General features: G+C 34.8%; 14 protein-coding genes. 3 read left to right on the top strand and 11 right to left on the bottom strand.

The features are described 5' to 3' along the window. Positions 1–29: 29 nt before the first annotated feature. From GFU89_RS08880 to GFU89_RS08830, 11 genes are all read right to left on the bottom strand, one after another. Positions 30–1,958: a nucleoside-diphosphate sugar epimerase/dehydratase gene (locus GFU89_RS08880; protein WP_318846786.1), complete on the bottom strand. Its 1,929-nt coding sequence runs from the start codon at positions 1,956–1,958 to the stop codon at positions 30–32. 356 nt (positions 1,959–2,314) lie between these two features. Further along, on the bottom strand, positions 2,315–2,773 hold the full coding sequence (locus GFU89_RS08875; protein WP_318846785.1) for a regulatory protein RecX: 459 nt from the start codon (positions 2,771–2,773) through the stop codon (positions 2,315–2,317). Positions 2,774–2,829: 56 nt separating this feature from the next. Next, on the bottom strand, positions 2,830–4,095 hold the full coding sequence (glyA, locus tag GFU89_RS08870) for a serine hydroxymethyltransferase (RefSeq protein WP_318846784.1): 1,266 nt from the start codon (positions 4,093–4,095) through the stop codon (positions 2,830–2,832). A 149-nt stretch (positions 4,096–4,244) separates the two neighbouring features. Beyond that, positions 4,245–5,150, bottom strand: coding sequence for an NAD(P)/FAD-dependent oxidoreductase (locus GFU89_RS08865; RefSeq protein ID WP_318846783.1), 906 nt, complete (start codon positions 5,148–5,150; stop codon positions 4,245–4,247). 162 nt (positions 5,151–5,312) lie between these two features. Further along, positions 5,313–6,839, bottom strand: a complete 1,527-nt coding sequence (locus GFU89_RS08860) for a glycosyltransferase family 39 protein (RefSeq protein WP_318846782.1) — start codon at positions 6,837–6,839, stop codon at positions 5,313–5,315. A gap of 48 nt (positions 6,840–6,887) precedes the next feature. Next, positions 6,888–7,460 (bottom strand): hypothetical protein, encoded by a 573-nt coding sequence (locus GFU89_RS08855; RefSeq protein ID WP_318846781.1) that lies wholly within the window; start codon positions 7,458–7,460, stop codon positions 6,888–6,890. 122 nt (positions 7,461–7,582) lie between these two features. Then, positions 7,583–8,794 (bottom strand): efflux RND transporter periplasmic adaptor subunit, encoded by a 1,212-nt coding sequence (locus tag GFU89_RS08850; protein ID WP_318846780.1) that lies wholly within the window; start codon positions 8,792–8,794, stop codon positions 7,583–7,585. A 103-nt stretch (positions 8,795–8,897) separates the two neighbouring features. After that, on the bottom strand, positions 8,898–10,169 hold the full coding sequence (locus tag GFU89_RS08845; protein WP_413228583.1) for an ABC transporter permease: 1,272 nt from the start codon (positions 10,167–10,169) through the stop codon (positions 8,898–8,900). Positions 10,170–10,225: 56 nt separating this feature from the next. Beyond that, the gene (locus tag GFU89_RS08840) at positions 10,226–11,455 is read right to left on the bottom strand and encodes an ABC transporter permease (RefSeq protein ID WP_318846778.1); all 1,230 of its coding nucleotides are present in this window, start codon (positions 11,453–11,455) and stop codon (positions 10,226–10,228) included. 129 nt (positions 11,456–11,584) lie between these two features. After that, the gene (locus GFU89_RS08835; protein WP_318846777.1) at positions 11,585–11,941 is read right to left on the bottom strand and encodes a four helix bundle protein; all 357 of its coding nucleotides are present in this window, start codon (positions 11,939–11,941) and stop codon (positions 11,585–11,587) included. 101 nt (positions 11,942–12,042) lie between these two features. Continuing rightward, positions 12,043–12,732, bottom strand: coding sequence for an ABC transporter ATP-binding protein (locus GFU89_RS08830; protein ID WP_318846776.1), 690 nt, complete (start codon positions 12,730–12,732; stop codon positions 12,043–12,045). Between the two features lie 424 nt (positions 12,733–13,156). Here GFU89_RS08830 and GFU89_RS08825 point away from each other — a divergent pair, with 424 nt between their 5' ends. From GFU89_RS08825 to GFU89_RS08815, 3 genes are all read left to right on the top strand, one after another. Further along, the gene (locus tag GFU89_RS08825; protein ID WP_047378790.1) at positions 13,157–14,131 is read left to right on the top strand and encodes a ribonucleotide-diphosphate reductase subunit beta; all 975 of its coding nucleotides are present in this window, start codon (positions 13,157–13,159) and stop codon (positions 14,129–14,131) included. Between the two features lie 110 nt (positions 14,132–14,241). Continuing rightward, on the top strand, positions 14,242–14,532 hold the full coding sequence (locus GFU89_RS08820; RefSeq protein ID WP_318846775.1) for a hypothetical protein: 291 nt from the start codon (positions 14,242–14,244) through the stop codon (positions 14,530–14,532). A 46-nt stretch (positions 14,533–14,578) separates the two neighbouring features. Next, complete coding sequence (locus tag GFU89_RS08815; RefSeq protein ID WP_318847163.1) at positions 14,579–16,246, top strand: ribonucleoside-diphosphate reductase subunit alpha; 1,668 nt, start codon at positions 14,579–14,581, stop codon at positions 16,244–16,246. The last annotated feature ends 318 nt before the right edge of the window (positions 16,247–16,564 follow it).

The raw sequence follows: 16,564 nt of genomic DNA, 5'->3' as shown, positions 1-16,564 counted from the left end.
AATTATGCAAATATACATTTATATTCTTTCTATTTATCTAGTGCCTCATAGATTGAATTATTACTTCGGAATTCTGGCACAATTGTTTTAAGAATCCTTACTACTTCCACTTTATCTCTTCTTAGGGAAGCTTTAGTAATTTGCTTAGTAAGTGTATCTATTTCTTCAAATCCTGTAGAAGGATCTTTAGAGATCATAATTTTATCATTATGAGTAGGAAGTGTTTTTGCATCATCACTCAAGAGTTCTTCATACAGCTTTTCCCCAGGCCTTAATCCTGTATAAATGATCTTAATATCAATATTAGGTTCGAATCCTGATAACTTGATCATTCTTTTCGCAAGATCAAGAATTTTAACAGGTTCACCCATATCAAAGACAAAAATCTCACCTCCTTCACCCATTGTTCCGGCCTGCAGTACAAGTTCACAAGCCTCCGGAATAGTCATAAAATATCTTACAATATCCGGGTGAGTAATGGTTACCGGGCCTCCAGCTTCAATCTGTTTTTTAAAATGGGGAATTACGGAACCATTGGATCCTAATACATTTCCAAATCTTGTTGTAATAAATTTAGTAACATTACCATCTACATTTTGCAGTGACTGTACAAAAAGTTCTGCAGCTCGTTTTGAAGCTCCCATTACGTTGGTAGGATTTACAGCTTTATCTGTAGATACCATTACGAACCTGTTTACTTTATACTTGCTGGATAATGTTGCAACAATCTTTGACCCTAATATATTAACAAAAATTGCTTCATGCGGGTTTTCTTCTACTAAAGGCACATGCTTATAAGCAGCGGCATGGTATACCATCGAGAAGTTATAGGTCTGGAACAGAGATTCCATTCTGTGATAATTAGAAACGTCTCCTAAAACAAATTTGAAAGCAATATGAGGAAACTTATCTCTCATTTCAAGTTCAATTTCATAAAGAGGGGTCTCTGCCTGATCCAGAATGACAATTAAAGAAGGATTAAAGTTAGCCACCTGTCTTACAATTTCACTTCCTATGGAGCCAGCTCCACCGGTCACTAATACTGTTTTATCAAAATGTCTGCTCTTAACTTTTTCATTCTGAATTTTAATAGGTTTTCTATTTAATAAATCTTCAATTTGAAGATTCCTGATAGATCCACCCAAATCACTGTCTCTCAGCTTTTGTACAGATGGTGCCTTGAAGACATTAAGATCCTTCTCTAAAAATAAATTTACCCACGCATTCATCTCATCTCTGGCCATCATTTCTTTAACAATGAGAATACCATCAATAATAAGATCTTCTTTGGTGTTTTCTTCTATTTTTTGTTTTCCGTAAATGGGCTTTCCTAGTAGAGATGCTCTTTTAGAATCTGTTCTTTGAGTTAAGAAACCTACAACCTGATAAGGCAGGCTTGGATTATCCAGAATAGCACGTGCTATTGCAATTGATTGTTCATCAATACCCAGCACCAAAATTCTTTTTTTCAGTGCACTTCTTCTGTATTCCCTTACAATATGAAAAAACTCTTTCACATATAATCTGAAAAGGAACAATCCCATAAATGAAATTACAAAATAAAGGATCAGATAAGGAGTAAGTATAAACTTAGCTCCTGTAGTCCAGAAGTAAAGAATGTTTACAGTTCCAATAGCCAGCATTGTGCAAAAGCAGGATATCAGAAGCTTAAATAAATCTATAAATGTTGAATGGCGGATAATTCCGGCATAGGTCTTGAAGAGATACATAAAAGCAGTATTCACAATAATAATAAAAGCAAATATTAAGCTTTTATCTTCATGATATATAAATTCCTGCTTGGTAATTTTTTCGATAATGTAAGTAGAAAGAAATAAAGATATAACTAGAATAATAATATCTATTACAAGAATTATCCATCTAGGAAGATATCTTACGTCTGAGAGATTGACAACATTATCCCCTCCAAATATTGTTTTTCTAAGAGAATCGTACATTGTCTATATTGGTCTTCATATTTAATTAGGTGTATATCTGATCATCTGATCAAAGATAATTCCGATACAATCATGCAAAAATAAAATAAATTTATTTCAATATGTTGAAATCAAAAATAAATTTGATGTTATATTTATGAAATTTAATAATTTCATTACGGTACAGCTAAACTCACAGACAAAAATCATACCATATAAAGTCTTATAAAGGCGATTTTTATCTATAGAAATTCTTCATTTCAGCTGTTTTATCTTCAAAATAATTATTAAATCTTTATGTATCAATCTCTTTCACTGAACTGATTGTTTTTTTGTTAAAAGTCATATGTCAAGTTTTTTTTTAATTTATTAATATATTAATCAAAAATATCAATTATTTTCTCATATTCAAAACCTTTACTCATCAAATACTTTATTGTCTTGGTTTTTTTTTGATATTCTTTCAAACCGGTTTGTTTGGAATAATACCCTTCAAAAATTTTCCGGATCGTTTTCTCATAATCAGAATCATCTATCTCATCAAAACATGAATTGATCAATCTTTCTGAAATCTGTTTTTGCTTCAGATTCATTTTTATTTTGGTCCTGCCCCAGTGTTTGATATAAAATTTGCCTCTGATATAGCTTCGTGCAAACCTTTCTTCGTTCAGATAGTTTTCTTGCAGGAGGTATAAAATAATTTCTTCTTTAGCTTCATCAATAAGCAGAAACTCTCTCATCTTCTGTTCCACTTCTGCATGGCAACGATCCTGATAAACACAATAATTGACCAGTTTCTGTTTGATTTCTTCGAAAGTATAAGATTTCTTTTCCATTTGAATAAAAAAAGAATGAGCGTTTGCCCATTCTTTATATGATATTGAAACGCCTGTTAGTAATTAAACAAAGCTTTTCCTTCCATTAATTCGTTAACTTTCTTTCTTACAGATGTAAGAACTTCTTCATTTTTGATATTATCTACCACTTCAGAAATTAATCCTGCAATAGTATCCATATCATTTTCTTTCAATCCTCTTGTTGTAATTGCTGCTGTTCCTAATCTGATACCAGATGTTGTAAATGGAGATTTATCATCAAAAGGAACCATGTTTTTGTTGCAGGTAATATCAGCAAGCACTAATGCTTTTTCTGTTTCTTTACCGTTTACACCTTTATTTCTAAGGTCTACCAGCATCAAGTGATTGTCTGTACCTCCGCTTACGATATCAAATCCTCTGTCGATCATCGCTTTTGATAGTGCCTGAGCATTGGATTTAACTTGTTTTGCATAGGTTTCGAACTGTACATCCAAAGCCTCACCGAAAGCTACTGCTTTACCAGCGATTACATGCTCAAGCGGACCTCCCTGAATACCTGGGAATACAGCTCCGTCTAATACCTGGCTCATCATTTTGATGTCTCCTTTTGGAGTTTTGTGGCCATATGTATTTTCAAAATCTTTGCCCATCATGATCATACCTCCTCTTGGACCTCTAAGGGTTTTGTGAGTAGTGGTAGTTACTACATGACAGTGCTCGAATGGTGAATTTAATAATCCTTTTGCTACTAAACCAGCCGGGTGAGCGATATCTGCCCAAAGTGTAGCTCCAATTTCATCTGCCACTTCTCTGAATTTAGCATAATCCAGGTCTCTTGAATACGCTGAGAAACCAGCAATAAGCATTTTTGGCTTTTCTCTTAGAGCAACTTCTCTCATTTGGTCATAATCAATAAGACCTGTTTCCTGCTGTACTCCGTAAGAAACTACATTATATTGAATCCCAGAAAAGTTCACTGCAGAACCGTGAGTAAGGTGTCCTCCCATTGAAAGATCCATCCCCATGATTTTATCACCAGGTTTCAAAACTGCAAGATAAATGGCTGCATTCGCCTGAGAACCGGAATGTGGCTGAACATTCACATAGTCTACTCCGAAAAGTTCTTTTGCTCTGTTGATAGCCAATGTTTCAACCTCATCTACAACTTCACATCCTCCGTAATATCTTTTTCCGGGATATCCTTCAGCATATTTATTTGTCAGTACACTTCCCATAGCTTTCATCACGTTTTCAGAAACAAAATTTTCTGATGCGATAAGCTCTAATCCATGAGTTTGTCTTTGTCTTTCCTTTTCAATCAGGTCGAAAATAATATCCATTTTACTTTTAGTTTTTGAAATTTCCACCCCAAATGTACGGAATTTTCGTCGAGATTTCTCTATTGAAAAAATGATTTTAAACACTAAAAAACGAAAAACCTTATCAATAAATCAAATATTATGATCGTTTTAATTTGATCAAAAATCCTTTAAAATTCTTCGTCTACAAGTTCTTTATTAACCACAGCACCTGCAAAATTCCCTTGTGCAACAGCATTAGCAACCGAACGCATCATTGTTACATTATCTCCGCAGGCAAAAACTCCGGGAACATTTGTTTTCTGCATCATATCTACTTTAATAAATCCTTGTTCTGTAAGCTCACATCCCAGATCTCCGGATACATTGATGTTTTGTTCAAAAGGAATTTTAGCATATAAAGCCTGTAAAGGAAGTTCTTTTCCGTTTTTGAAAAAGATTTTTTGAATAGATCCGTTTTCATGTTTAATCTCTCCAATTTCATCTTCGTTAAGGATAATTTTATTCTGGTTCAGTTTTTCGATTTGTTCATGGGTGAGAACAGCCTTTCCATTGGTAAATAAGGTAAGGTTTTTGGTCAGATTAAAAATCAGTTTTGAAAATTCATAAGCCATATCTCCATTGGAAAGAATTCCGGTCACTTCATTTTTCACCTCATAACCATGGCAGTATGGACAATGGATAACAGAAATTCCCCAGCATTCTGCAAATCCGGGAATATCCGGCATAATATCTTTCACTCCGGAAGCCAGAATCAGCTTTTTAGTATGAAATTTCTCACCGGATAAAGTTTCAATCTCAAAACCTTCAGTTATTTTTACTGTTTTTACAACTGTCCCATTATAAAACGGGACAGTGCTATATTTTTCGACATCGTCTTTTGCCAGCTTTGCAATTTCTGCTGGAGTTTTCCCATCATGGGTAATAAAGTTATGGGAATGCGGAGTCTGTCTGTTACAAGGTTTTCCGTTGTCTATAATCAGGACATTTCTTAAAGATCTTCCCAGTGACATACCTGCTGATAATCCTGAATAGCTTCCTCCTATTATAATGACATCAAAATTTTTGTTTTCCATAGTTCAGTTGATAGTTGATAGTTGATAGTTGATAGTTGATAGTTGATAGTTGATAGTTGATAGCGCAAAGGTAAAATAAATTTCACTAATGCAACTTCATTGCGATAATATTTTTTATCTATTATCTTTATATCTTAAACTATTGATCATGGTTTTATCCTATCATTTCCATTCATTTTTTGTTTCATCAATTTCGTCCTGAATCCTTTTATTGACATCTATTTTCGCTCCCTGTAAACTAAAAATTGCCGTTCCTTTTTCTCTTGCATAAGGATTGGTAATAGAATCATATAATTTTGCCATTTCAAAAAAAGAACCTGATTCTTTAAGTTCTTTTCCAGTTTCAGAGGCATCTTTGATTCTGATCACATTTTTATATTTTTTGCTTAAATCTATCCAATTGATATAGTCAGCATTGAAAGACATCGCTACAACACCTGCCTTTGAATAATAATTAACAGCACCTGCCTGTCCATAATTATCACACAGCACCATGGTATTTCCTGACTTTGACAGTCGGGAATATTCTTTATCTACTTTTTGAGCCAGTTCTTTCCAGCCCTGCATATCGGCAAAATCCTGAGGTAATGGATGATCTTTTCCGTCTTCCCAGCGAAGCAGTCCGAACTTTTTGTACTGATCCTGATGGAACTTAATATACTCAGGACTTTTATTCGGAAAGGCAACATTATACAAAGGAAGAAATAACAATATAGGGATGAGTATACTGACAGGTTTTAAAAATCTCTTCCATCCTTTTTCAAATAAATATCCCAGAAAAACGGAACCAAAAGCAATATACACCGGATAAAGTCCTATTGCATAATAATCTTTTGCTTTAAAAAACAAAAATAGAGCGATTGTGATGATATAGCTCCAAAAGAAAAACTTGAATTTCTCAAAAGGTTTGTATAACAATAATGCGCCCCAGCCTGCTATCATAACAAAAGCAACCCCAATGAAAAAGAGAAGCTGAGATTTCATAAAACCCATTCTATCCACATGCACAAGCTGTTTTTCAGAAAGCTCTTTCATATGATGGATCACCGGAAAATGATTCTGATACTGCCAGAGAAGATTAGGAAAAACAATGATTAAGGCTAAAAGTGCAGCCCAATACACATGAGACTGTAGGAAAATCTTCCTTTGATCCGTTAATAGTAATGCAGGAATAAGCCCCAACAATGAAAAAGCAATATTGTATTTGTTTAATATTCCTATTCCGAAGATGACTGCTCCAATGTAAATCCACTTTACGTTTTCCGAATTAAAATATTTAATCAAAGTATAATAAAGGAACAGCCACAGAAAAATTTCTAAAGAAGTAGGCTGAAACAGCATATTTACCCGAAGAAGTACTGAAAATAATATTCCCAGACAGGCAAGTATTTTAGCAAAAAGACTCCCATTAAGATCTTCAACAACTTTCCAGGTAAGAGCCATCGTCAATGCTCCGAACAAAGCAGGGAAAAACTTAACCCAAAATATGGAATTTCCCAATATTTTAATTACCCATGCTAACCAGGAATTTACCGGAGGAACGGATAAATATCCCCAAGCAAGATGGTTGGCCTGATCGAGATGTAGATATTCATCTCTGTGGAGTTCATACCCAGGACTTACCAGCGAGTATTGAAGAATAAACTTTACAATGATAAAAAGAAGCAGAATCCAATAGTCTTTTTTCATGGGGTGTAGTTTGAATTTAAAGGTAAGACAGTTTAAATCTCTTTTTCGTTACACTTTAATTATTTCAAACTTATTATTAATAATTTCAGTTTTTATCTTCTGAATATTGTCAGACCAATACTTAATTTCTTCAATCTTCTTGGTACATTCTTCTATGGGAGTATTCTGACAGGCAGCTAAATATTCCTGATATGTTTTTAATATATTATTCAGGTATATTTCATAATCTTTAGGGTTTTTGGGAATATATCCTATTCCATCACAACCGCAGGAATGAAAACATTTTCCTGTTTTAAAAAGGCTTTCTACAATCTTCCATTCTTTGACTGCTGTTTTTTTAGGAGCTTTGAAATCCTTCCCAAGATCAGCCATCACACTGCTGCATTCTGGGCATTTTATAATTCTTTTTTCAAGATCTGAAACCATTTTTTCAAGTTCCTTTGTTTCTGCTTTCGTGAAAACATATCCTACTCTACGAATTGTTTTCCCACCAGGTTCATGATATACTTTTTCTTTTTCGATCCTTTTTATAATGTCATAAGTATCCGGCTGTTTAAATGATTTCCGGCATTTAAAACATACATAATGTAATTTATAAGTTTTTACAGCGTATCGACACATTTTTCATGGATTTATCTGACTCAAATATAGGAATTTACTCTTGTAAAAGATTTTGATATAAAAAATCCCGGAGAAAAAGATTTCCTCCAGGATTACAGTTTAAAAGTGTATAGTGTAGTTTATTATTTTTTATTAGACTTTTCTTTCAGTTCTTCTTTGTCTTTATCAGACGGATTCCAAACTTTAATCTCAGTATCTTTTGTAATATCTGATCCCGGAAGAACCTGAACGTTGATACCGTCACTAGCTCCCAGTTTCAAATATACTTTTTTGAATTTCCCGTCTTTTTGTTTCACTTCTACGAAAGGAACGTCTTTTCCTTGCTTCTTTTCATACTGTACTAAAGACTCATCCAATAGCAATGCATTTTTCTGAGAACTCAAAACAATTTCACCGTTTGCAGAAAAACCTGCTCTAATATACTCATTATTAGGATTAGTTACATTCCCTTCTACCGGAAATTTGATAGTTCCTGCATTATCTTTTCCTTTAGGCGCAATCATGGTAAGTTTTCCCGGGAAAGTTTTGTTTTGTAATGCACCAATTACGATGTTCATATCCATTCCCTCGCTAAGCTTTCCAGCTTGTGCTTCATCAATTTCACCTTTAAAGATCAAAACATTTAGATCTGCCACTGAACAGATTGTAGTTCCAGCGTTAAAGTTGTTCGCTTCAATCACCTGGCTTCCTGCTTTTACAGGAACTTCCAGTACGGTACCTGAAGCTTTGGAACGGATCTCTGTGGTAGCTAAGCCCTGCCCTTTAAGCTCAGGAGTTGCACCTGTTTTAGCAATCTGTAATCTTTTCTGAGCAGTATTCAATTGCTGTTGAGCATTTTTCAACGTCTGCTGCTGAGAGAATAATTGCTGCTGAGAGTTCAGATATTCCTGTTTTGAAGCTACACCTTGTTTGTATAGTTTCTCCTGCATTTCAAATTGTTTCTGCATATTTCCTACATTCATCTGAGCATTACTGATCTGAATCTGTGAATTCTGAACTTCCTGCTGAGCAGCATTTACTTCAGAGATGCTTGGAACAATTTTTACGGTAGCAATCAGCTGTCCTACTTCTACCTTATCTCCTTCTTTTACTAGGATTTTTTCTATAATCCCCGCAATATTGGGTTTGATTTCAATTTCTTCTTTGGGAACAATTTTCCCTGTAGCCATTACCTTATCATCCATATTCTGGATTGTAGGCTTACGGGTAAGGAAAGCTTCTCCTTCTTGAGAATTAGATTTGATAAGATAGCCAATCCCTGAGAACAATGCCACTGCAAATAAAAGCCCCAACACTATATAAATGGCTTTTTTCCAGGTGAATTTCTTTTTCATATGTATAGTTTATTTTTTATTAAAAGATTGATGATTTAAAAATTAGAAGATGAATCAGGTATATGATCATCAAATTTTCAAATTATTTTTATTTTCAAATTAATTACTCTGTTCTTAATGCTTCAATTGGTCTGATTTTTACGGCTCTTTGTGCAGGGATCATCCCGATAATCAATCCTAAAACCACCATTACAGCCATTGCTGCAAATACGTTTCCGTAGTTGACTGTCGGATTATAGAAAGGAAATGAATCCTGGCCTTGGGTAACAGCATTCAGAATCATTAACACAAAAATTCCAAACATAAAACCTAATAATCCCGAGGAGAGTGTGATCACCACACTTTCCAGCAAAATCTGATTTCTTACTTCTGCAGGTTTCGCTCCTAATGCTCTTCTGATCCCGATTTCTTTGGTTCTTTCTTTCACTGTAATCAAGAGGATATTGGAGATTGCAATAACCCCTGCAAGGATTGTCAGTGTACCTACGATGATAGTCAACAACTGCATTCCGGTAAGAAAACCTGTCAGTTTTTTAAATTCTTTTCCAAGGTTGAAACTTCCGAAAGCATTGGTATCCTCAGGGGAAACTTTATTTTTTGTTTTTAATACGTTCTTTACGTCTTCTTCTACTGAATTGACGTTAGCATTAGGTTTACTTACAATCGCAAACATGTCAATCTGGTCTCCGGCATTATACATTTTGGTATAAGTGGAAAGCGGAATAAAAGCGGTCTGGTCATTTTCAAATCCACCTCCTTTTTTCACCCGGAAAACACCAATTACATTAAAGAATAGTCCTTTGATATTGATCGATTTTCCAATTGGATTTTCTTTTTTCTTGGCATCAAAGAAGTTTTTATAAATCTCTTCCCCAATGACCACTACATTTTTATTCCCTGAAACATCCGCGTCATTGATATACCGTCCGAAGATCAGTTTCTTTTCTGAAATTTTATTTCCTACAGAGTAGTCTCCCGTAAGTGAATAAGTTCCGTTCTTCCCGTTTCTTGACATGGCTTCTCCCAGTGTTCCGGTAAAGCTTCCTCTTGCATTTTGCGGCGAAATATAATCAATGGCAGTTACTTTTCTTTTCAGCATTTCCATATCATTTAAGTTCAGATGAACTTCTCTTCCTTTAGGAAATCCGTCATAGGGAATAGAGGTTTTCTGCGCCCACAGGAAAATTGAATTGGTGGCAAAACCGGAAAATAATTTATCAAAACCATTCTCCATTCCTTTTGCTGCTCCAAGAAGGCTCACATACAAAAACATCCCCCATCCTACGCCGATCATGGTAAGAAATGTTCGGAGTTTATTATTCCTCAATGAGTAATAAATCTCCTGCCAAGTGTCTTTTTTAAATATGATATTCACCTTGTTGAATTATAAGTTATAAATTATGAATTTACTTCATTTTTTTTTTGCACCAATTACTCTGTTCTCAATGCTTCGATCGGTTTAATTCTTGAAGCTCTGTATGCGGGAACAAATCCTGCAATCAATCCTGAAAAAATCAAAGCAATGAATGCCATAATAATAGCTCCCCACCCTACACTTGGGCTTTTAATAAAAAACTCTTCAAGACTGTTCCCAATAAGGTTTAATGCCAAAACACCTATTCCTACACCAATAAGTCCGGAAACCACTGTAATCACAACGCTTTCCTGAACGATTAATCCTACAATTCCGCTTGGCTTTGCTCCAATCGCTTTTCGTACCCCAATTTCTTTGGTTCTTTCTTTTACGATATACACCATGATATTACTGATCCCAATAATTCCCGCAAGCAATGTACCCATACCAATAAACCCAACAATCGCTGTAAGAACTGCCATAAATGCAAATGTATCATTCATGTTTTTTGCATTGTTCCAGACACGCACCCCATTTTCATCATCAGGAGATACACTTTTTCTCGCTTTTAGTTTATCTTTAAGCTCATCACCATACTTAATGGCCTGATCCGGAGTCAGTTTATCATTGTATGTTATATAGGCTATATTTACGGTATCAGATCCTTTTTTCATCTGCTGTAAAGTACTAATCGGAACGGTAATATGTCTCTCATCTCTATCTCCTCCATCATCTGAAAAAACTCCAATGACTTTATACATTGTTCCATTAATATCGAGTTCTTTTCCTATCGGGCTTCCATTTTTGATCAAATCCCTCTGAACCATTCTCCCGATAACCGCAACATTTAATTTCCTTTCCAAATCCATTGCTGTCACATACCTGCCATCAATAATTTTTCTGTTTTCAATGACTTGCTCCCCAGGTTCAGCCCCATTAATCTGATAAAGGCCACTTTCTTTTCCGTATTTCACCATTAAATTGGCACTATATCTGGGACTGGAAGGGCCGGCTTTTTCCTTATCTGTATTAATTAAAAAGTCATAGTCTGAGTTATTCATTGTTATATTTCGATCAGACTGAAGTCCTTTATAAGCTAAAGAGGCTTTTCCTGTAGAAAAAATAATAAGATTTTTGGCATCTCCCGAAAATCCTTCAGAAAATGCATTCTGAAGTCCTTTTCCAATTCCAAAAAGCACAATGAAAATAAACAGTCCCAAAGCTACCGTAAATCCTGAAAGCACCGTCCGAAGTACATTACTCCGGATAGAACTGAATATTTCCTGCCAACGATCTAGGTCAAACATAGTTTTTATTTTTTTACTTTGTAAAAAAGTCAATTAGCTGCGCAATCAATTTTCTTCGAAGTCAATTAACTTTGTTGTCAATTTATTCTTCTCCAGACTTTAATTACGACCTAACTACTTTTCACATTTCTAATCTTTTTTCAACATTTTACTTAATAGGATAAATGTTGTTTTTATTAAATTTCCAATTTTTGTTAATTCTTCTATTTTAATATAATTACATTCTATAACAATATCAAAACAAGAATCCAACTCAATAACTGAACCTCTGGCAATCTCAAAATATCTTTTCCTTTCCAGTTCAGATTTTCTTGAACACCCTTCGGTAATATTTAATACCACTGAAGTAGAAGCTCTTCGTATCTGGTCAATTATATTAAACTTTTCATGATCAGGAATTTTAGATAAAACTTTATAACATTCTATTCTTAATTCTCTGGCTGACTGATAAACGTTAAGCTTATAATGGTTCAGATTCAAAAACATTCTTATTTTTTTTCATATTCATTTGTGTGTGCGTTATAAATTATTTATCCTCCTCATTATAAAATTCACTTGCGAAGCAAAATTGACCATTCACTATTTACTTATAGTACAATCTGCTTAATAAACTCATCACTTTCAATAACCCCGTCTTTCAGAATTACATTTCTTTTGGTCTGTGCAGCAACATCCGGTTCGTGGGTTACAACGATGATTGTTTTTCCTTCATTGTTGATATCCTGAAGAAGTTTCATAATATCATGAGTGGTTTTGGAGTCCAATGCTCCCGTAGGTTCATCTGCAAGCACCACTTTTGGATTAGTAATCAAAGCTCGCGCGATTGCTACCCTTTGCTTCTGCCCTCCAGAAAGCTCACTGGGAAGATGGGTTGCCCATTGTTCCAATCCTACTTTTTCAAGGTATTCCATAGCTTTCTGATTACGCTCTTTTCTCGGTACGTTTTGGTAGTACAGAGGAAGTGCTACATTTTCCAAAGCTGTTTTATAATTGATAAGATTAAAGGACTGAAAAATAAATCCCAAAAACTTACTTCTATATTCTGCCGCTTTTACTTCTGATAAATGCTCAATAGGAACTCCATCCAATTCATAGGTACCCGAATCTTTTTCATCCAGAATCCCAATAATATTAAGAAGCGTAGATTTTCCGGAACCGGAACTTCCCATAATAGAAACAAACTCGCCCTCAGAAATATTCAGATTAATTCCTTTAAGAACATGAAGTTTGCTTTTCCCTGTATCGTATGACTTATTTAAATCCTGAATTACTAACATTAAGTGATGTATGTTTTATACCCAATAAGTAGATGATATTTTCAAATTGTTACAAGAATAAAAATTTATTCAAATATTTTTTTGTTTAACATTATAAACCTTTATTCATAGTACTTTATAAAAATTCGTTTAACTGTAACTTTAGTTTTCCATGTATTTACCCTCAATATAGTGGTCTAGCCTATTATTCTAGCCAGTTTCATGTAAATGTGGAAAACTTTTCAGGCTAAAAGTCAGCCTATTAGTATTTACCTCTTTCAAAATCAGTTCTTTTTTTCGAACTTTGCTATTAGTTCTTTACAAGAAATATGAATTTGCGAAAGTGAATAACTTCATTTTACAACACGCAGACAAACAAAAAGTTAAGTATTTCCAGAACGTTATCCACAGAGATCTAAATTATTTAATTATAAAGATATTTAATATGGGAATTTTTGATAAAAGAGTAAGTTATAAGCCATTTGAATACCCGGAGGTGCTTCAATTTGTAGAGGCAATCAACAAATCGTTCTGGGTACATTCGGAAGTGGACTTTACTGCAGATGTTCAGGATTTTCATTCGCAGTTGGAACCACATGAAAAGCATGCTGTGAAAAATGCGCTGTTAGCCATTGCACAGATCGAGGTGTCTGTAAAGACATTCTGGGGGAATTTATACAACCACCTACCCAAGCCGGAATTCAATGGATTAGGATCTACTTTTGCAGAATGCGAGTTTCGTCATTCTGAAGCATATTCCCGTTTATTAGAGGTATTAGGATATAATGATGAATTCCTTAACGTAATTGAAATTCCTGCTGTAAAAGGAAGAATAGAGTTTTTAGGAAATGCTTTGAAGCATGCTAATTCTGCTACTCCAAAAGAATATGTTTCCGCTTTATTGTTATTCAGTATTTTGGTAGAAAACGTTTCTCTTTTCTCACAGTTTGCCATTATCCTTTCTTTCACAAGATTTAAAGGATTCATGAAAAATGTTTCCAATATCATTGCATGGACTTCAGTAGATGAGCAAATTCACGCTAATGCAGGAATCTACCTGATCAACAAAATCCGTGAGGAACAACCTGATTTATTAACAGACAGCGATATCGAAGACATCTACACATTAGTTGACGAGTCTATCGCAAGAGAAGGTGATATCCTTAGCTGGATCTTTGAATTGGGAGAAATCGACAATGTTTCTAAAGAAGATCTGTTAAACTTCATGAAATACCGTGTGGATGACAGCTTGAAGAAAATCAACATGAAAACAAGATACAATATCACTCCGGAACAATACAAACCAATGGTATGGTTCGAAGAGGAAGTTTTTGCCAATTCATTAGATGATTTCTTTGCAAAAAGACCTGTAGACTATACGAAGCACGATAAGAGTATTACAGCAAACGATTTGTTTTAATATTGAGGCGCGAGCGAAGCGAGCGTCAAAGCAGTCAGTATCAGGATGTGTATTCCTTTCTGATCAGTTAACGGAATTTAGTTCATTAATAAAGCACAAATACAGAAGAGATGATCAATGTAATAGTAAGCTATACGGTAAATCCCGACTTTGTTTCAAATAATAAAATCAATATCCAAAAGTTCCTGGAAGATTTCAAGAGTTTAAATCCTTCCACTTTTGAGTATAAAGTTTTTGTAAAAGAAGACGGTGTTACTTTTGTACATTATTCAAACTACATCAATGAAGAAGTTCAGCATGAAGTTTTGAATGTTCCGTCTTTTAAAGAATTTCAGAGATTAAGAGACGAAAGCGGACTGAACGGTTCCCACAAAGTAGAAATTTTACAATCAATAATATAAAAAAACAAAATTCCGGAGTGATTCTCTCACTTCGGAATTCGAAAATATAACATCTATGGAAGAGCAAAATTCAAATATATGGTGGCTCAATGAAGAGTCTGAGCAGATGCTGAACAGAGGATATCTGTTGAAAGGTGAAACGGTAGACGGAGCAATCGACAGAATTACCACTGCTGCTGCAAAAAGACTATACAAGCCAGAACTTCAAGCGGCGTTCAAAGAAATGATCACAAAAGGATGGATCAGCTTCTCTTCTCCTGTATGGGCGAATATGGGAACTGAAAGAGGTCTTCCTATTTCATGTTTCAACGCTCACATTCCGGACAGCATTGAAGGAATTACTCACAAAATGGGTGAGGTAATCATGCAGACTAAAATCGGAGGAGGAACTTCAGGGTATTTTGGAGAACTAAGAAACAGAGGAACAGCTGTAACTGACAACGGAAAGTCTTCAGGAGCAGTTTCATTCATGAAGCTTTTTGATACAGCTATGGATGTTGTTTCTCAGGGAGGTGTAAGAAGAGGTGCTTTTGCTGCTTACTTAGATATTGACCACGGAGATATTGAAGAATTTTTATCCATTAAAGATATCGGTAGCCCAATTCAAAACCTATTTACCGGAGTATGTGTGCCAGATTACTGGATGCAGGATATGATAGACGGTGATATGGAGAAACGTAAAGTTTGGGCAAGAGTATTGGAAAGCCGTCAGCAAAAAGGTCTTCCATATATTTTCTTCACAGACAACGTGAACAGAAATAAGCCTCAGGTTTATAAAGACTTAGGAATGACGGTGAATGCAAGTAACCTTTGTTCTGAAATCATGCTTCCATCTACTATGGAAGAATCTTTCATCTGCTGTCTTTCTTCTATGAACCTTGAACTGTATGACGAATGGAAAGATACAGATGCTGTAAAATTAGCAGTATACTTCCTGGATGCTGTTTTATCTGAGTTTATTGACAAAACTGACGGGAACTATTACCTGCAGGGAGCAAGAACTTTTGCAATGCGTCACAGAGCTCTTGGATTAGGAGTTTTAGGATACCATTCTTATTTACAGAAAAATATGATTCCGTTTGAAAGCTTTGAAGCAACTCAGTTCAATGCAAGAGCTTTCAGACATATTAAAGAACAGGCTGAGCAGGCTTCAAGAGAACTTGCCAACATATACGGAGAACCGGAAGTATTGAAAGGGTACGGATTAAGAAATACCACAACCATGGCTATTGCTCCTACCACTTCAAGTTCTGCAATCTTAGGACAGACTTCTCCGGGAATTGAGCCTTTCTCTTCCAACTATTATAAAGCAGGTCTTGCGAAAGGAAACTTTATGCGTAAGAACAAATACCTTGCAAAATTATTGAAAGAAAAAGGATTGGATAACGAAGAAACATGGAGAACAATCATGCTCAACCATGGATCGGTACAACATCTGAATGAGCTTACTCCTGAAGAAAAGGCAGTATTCAAAACATTTAAAGAAATTTCTCCAATGGAAGTTATTTCTCAGGCTGCACAGAGACAGCAATATATTGACCAGGCACAGTCACTGAATCTTCAGATTCCTTCTACAATGCCTGTAAAAGATGTTAACTACCTTTATATTGAGGCTTGGAAAAAAGGAGTAAAAACACTTTACTACCAAAGAAGTTCATCTGTTTCAAAAGAAATGATGGTTAACTTCGTTTCATGTTCAAGCTGTGAAGCATAGGATCAAGTAATAAACACGCTATATTTAAAAAAGCACACTTTTTAGTGTGCTTTTTTATTTATCAGAGCTTTTACAGGTCATTTATACCAAAAAATCAAGAGATAAACCTTTCTTTACAAATAAAAATTGATAGCTATATTTAAGATATTTAAAATAAAGTTTAAGTATAATAAATTCTCATTATCCAATTTTACTTAAAATCAAGAAATCAGTCTACAGACATCTAAAAGGGATCTTTTTCAAAAAAAGACGTTATATTTACGGCATCCGATTGTACACGAAGGGATTTGTAACATTATCTGATAACTAAAACTCAAA

Source organism: Chryseobacterium sp. JV558, assembly GCF_033712365.1.
In the GTDB taxonomy this organism is placed as follows: Bacteria; Bacteroidota; Bacteroidia; order Flavobacteriales; family Weeksellaceae; genus Chryseobacterium.
This window is presented reverse-complemented; position numbering and strand designations above follow the sequence as displayed.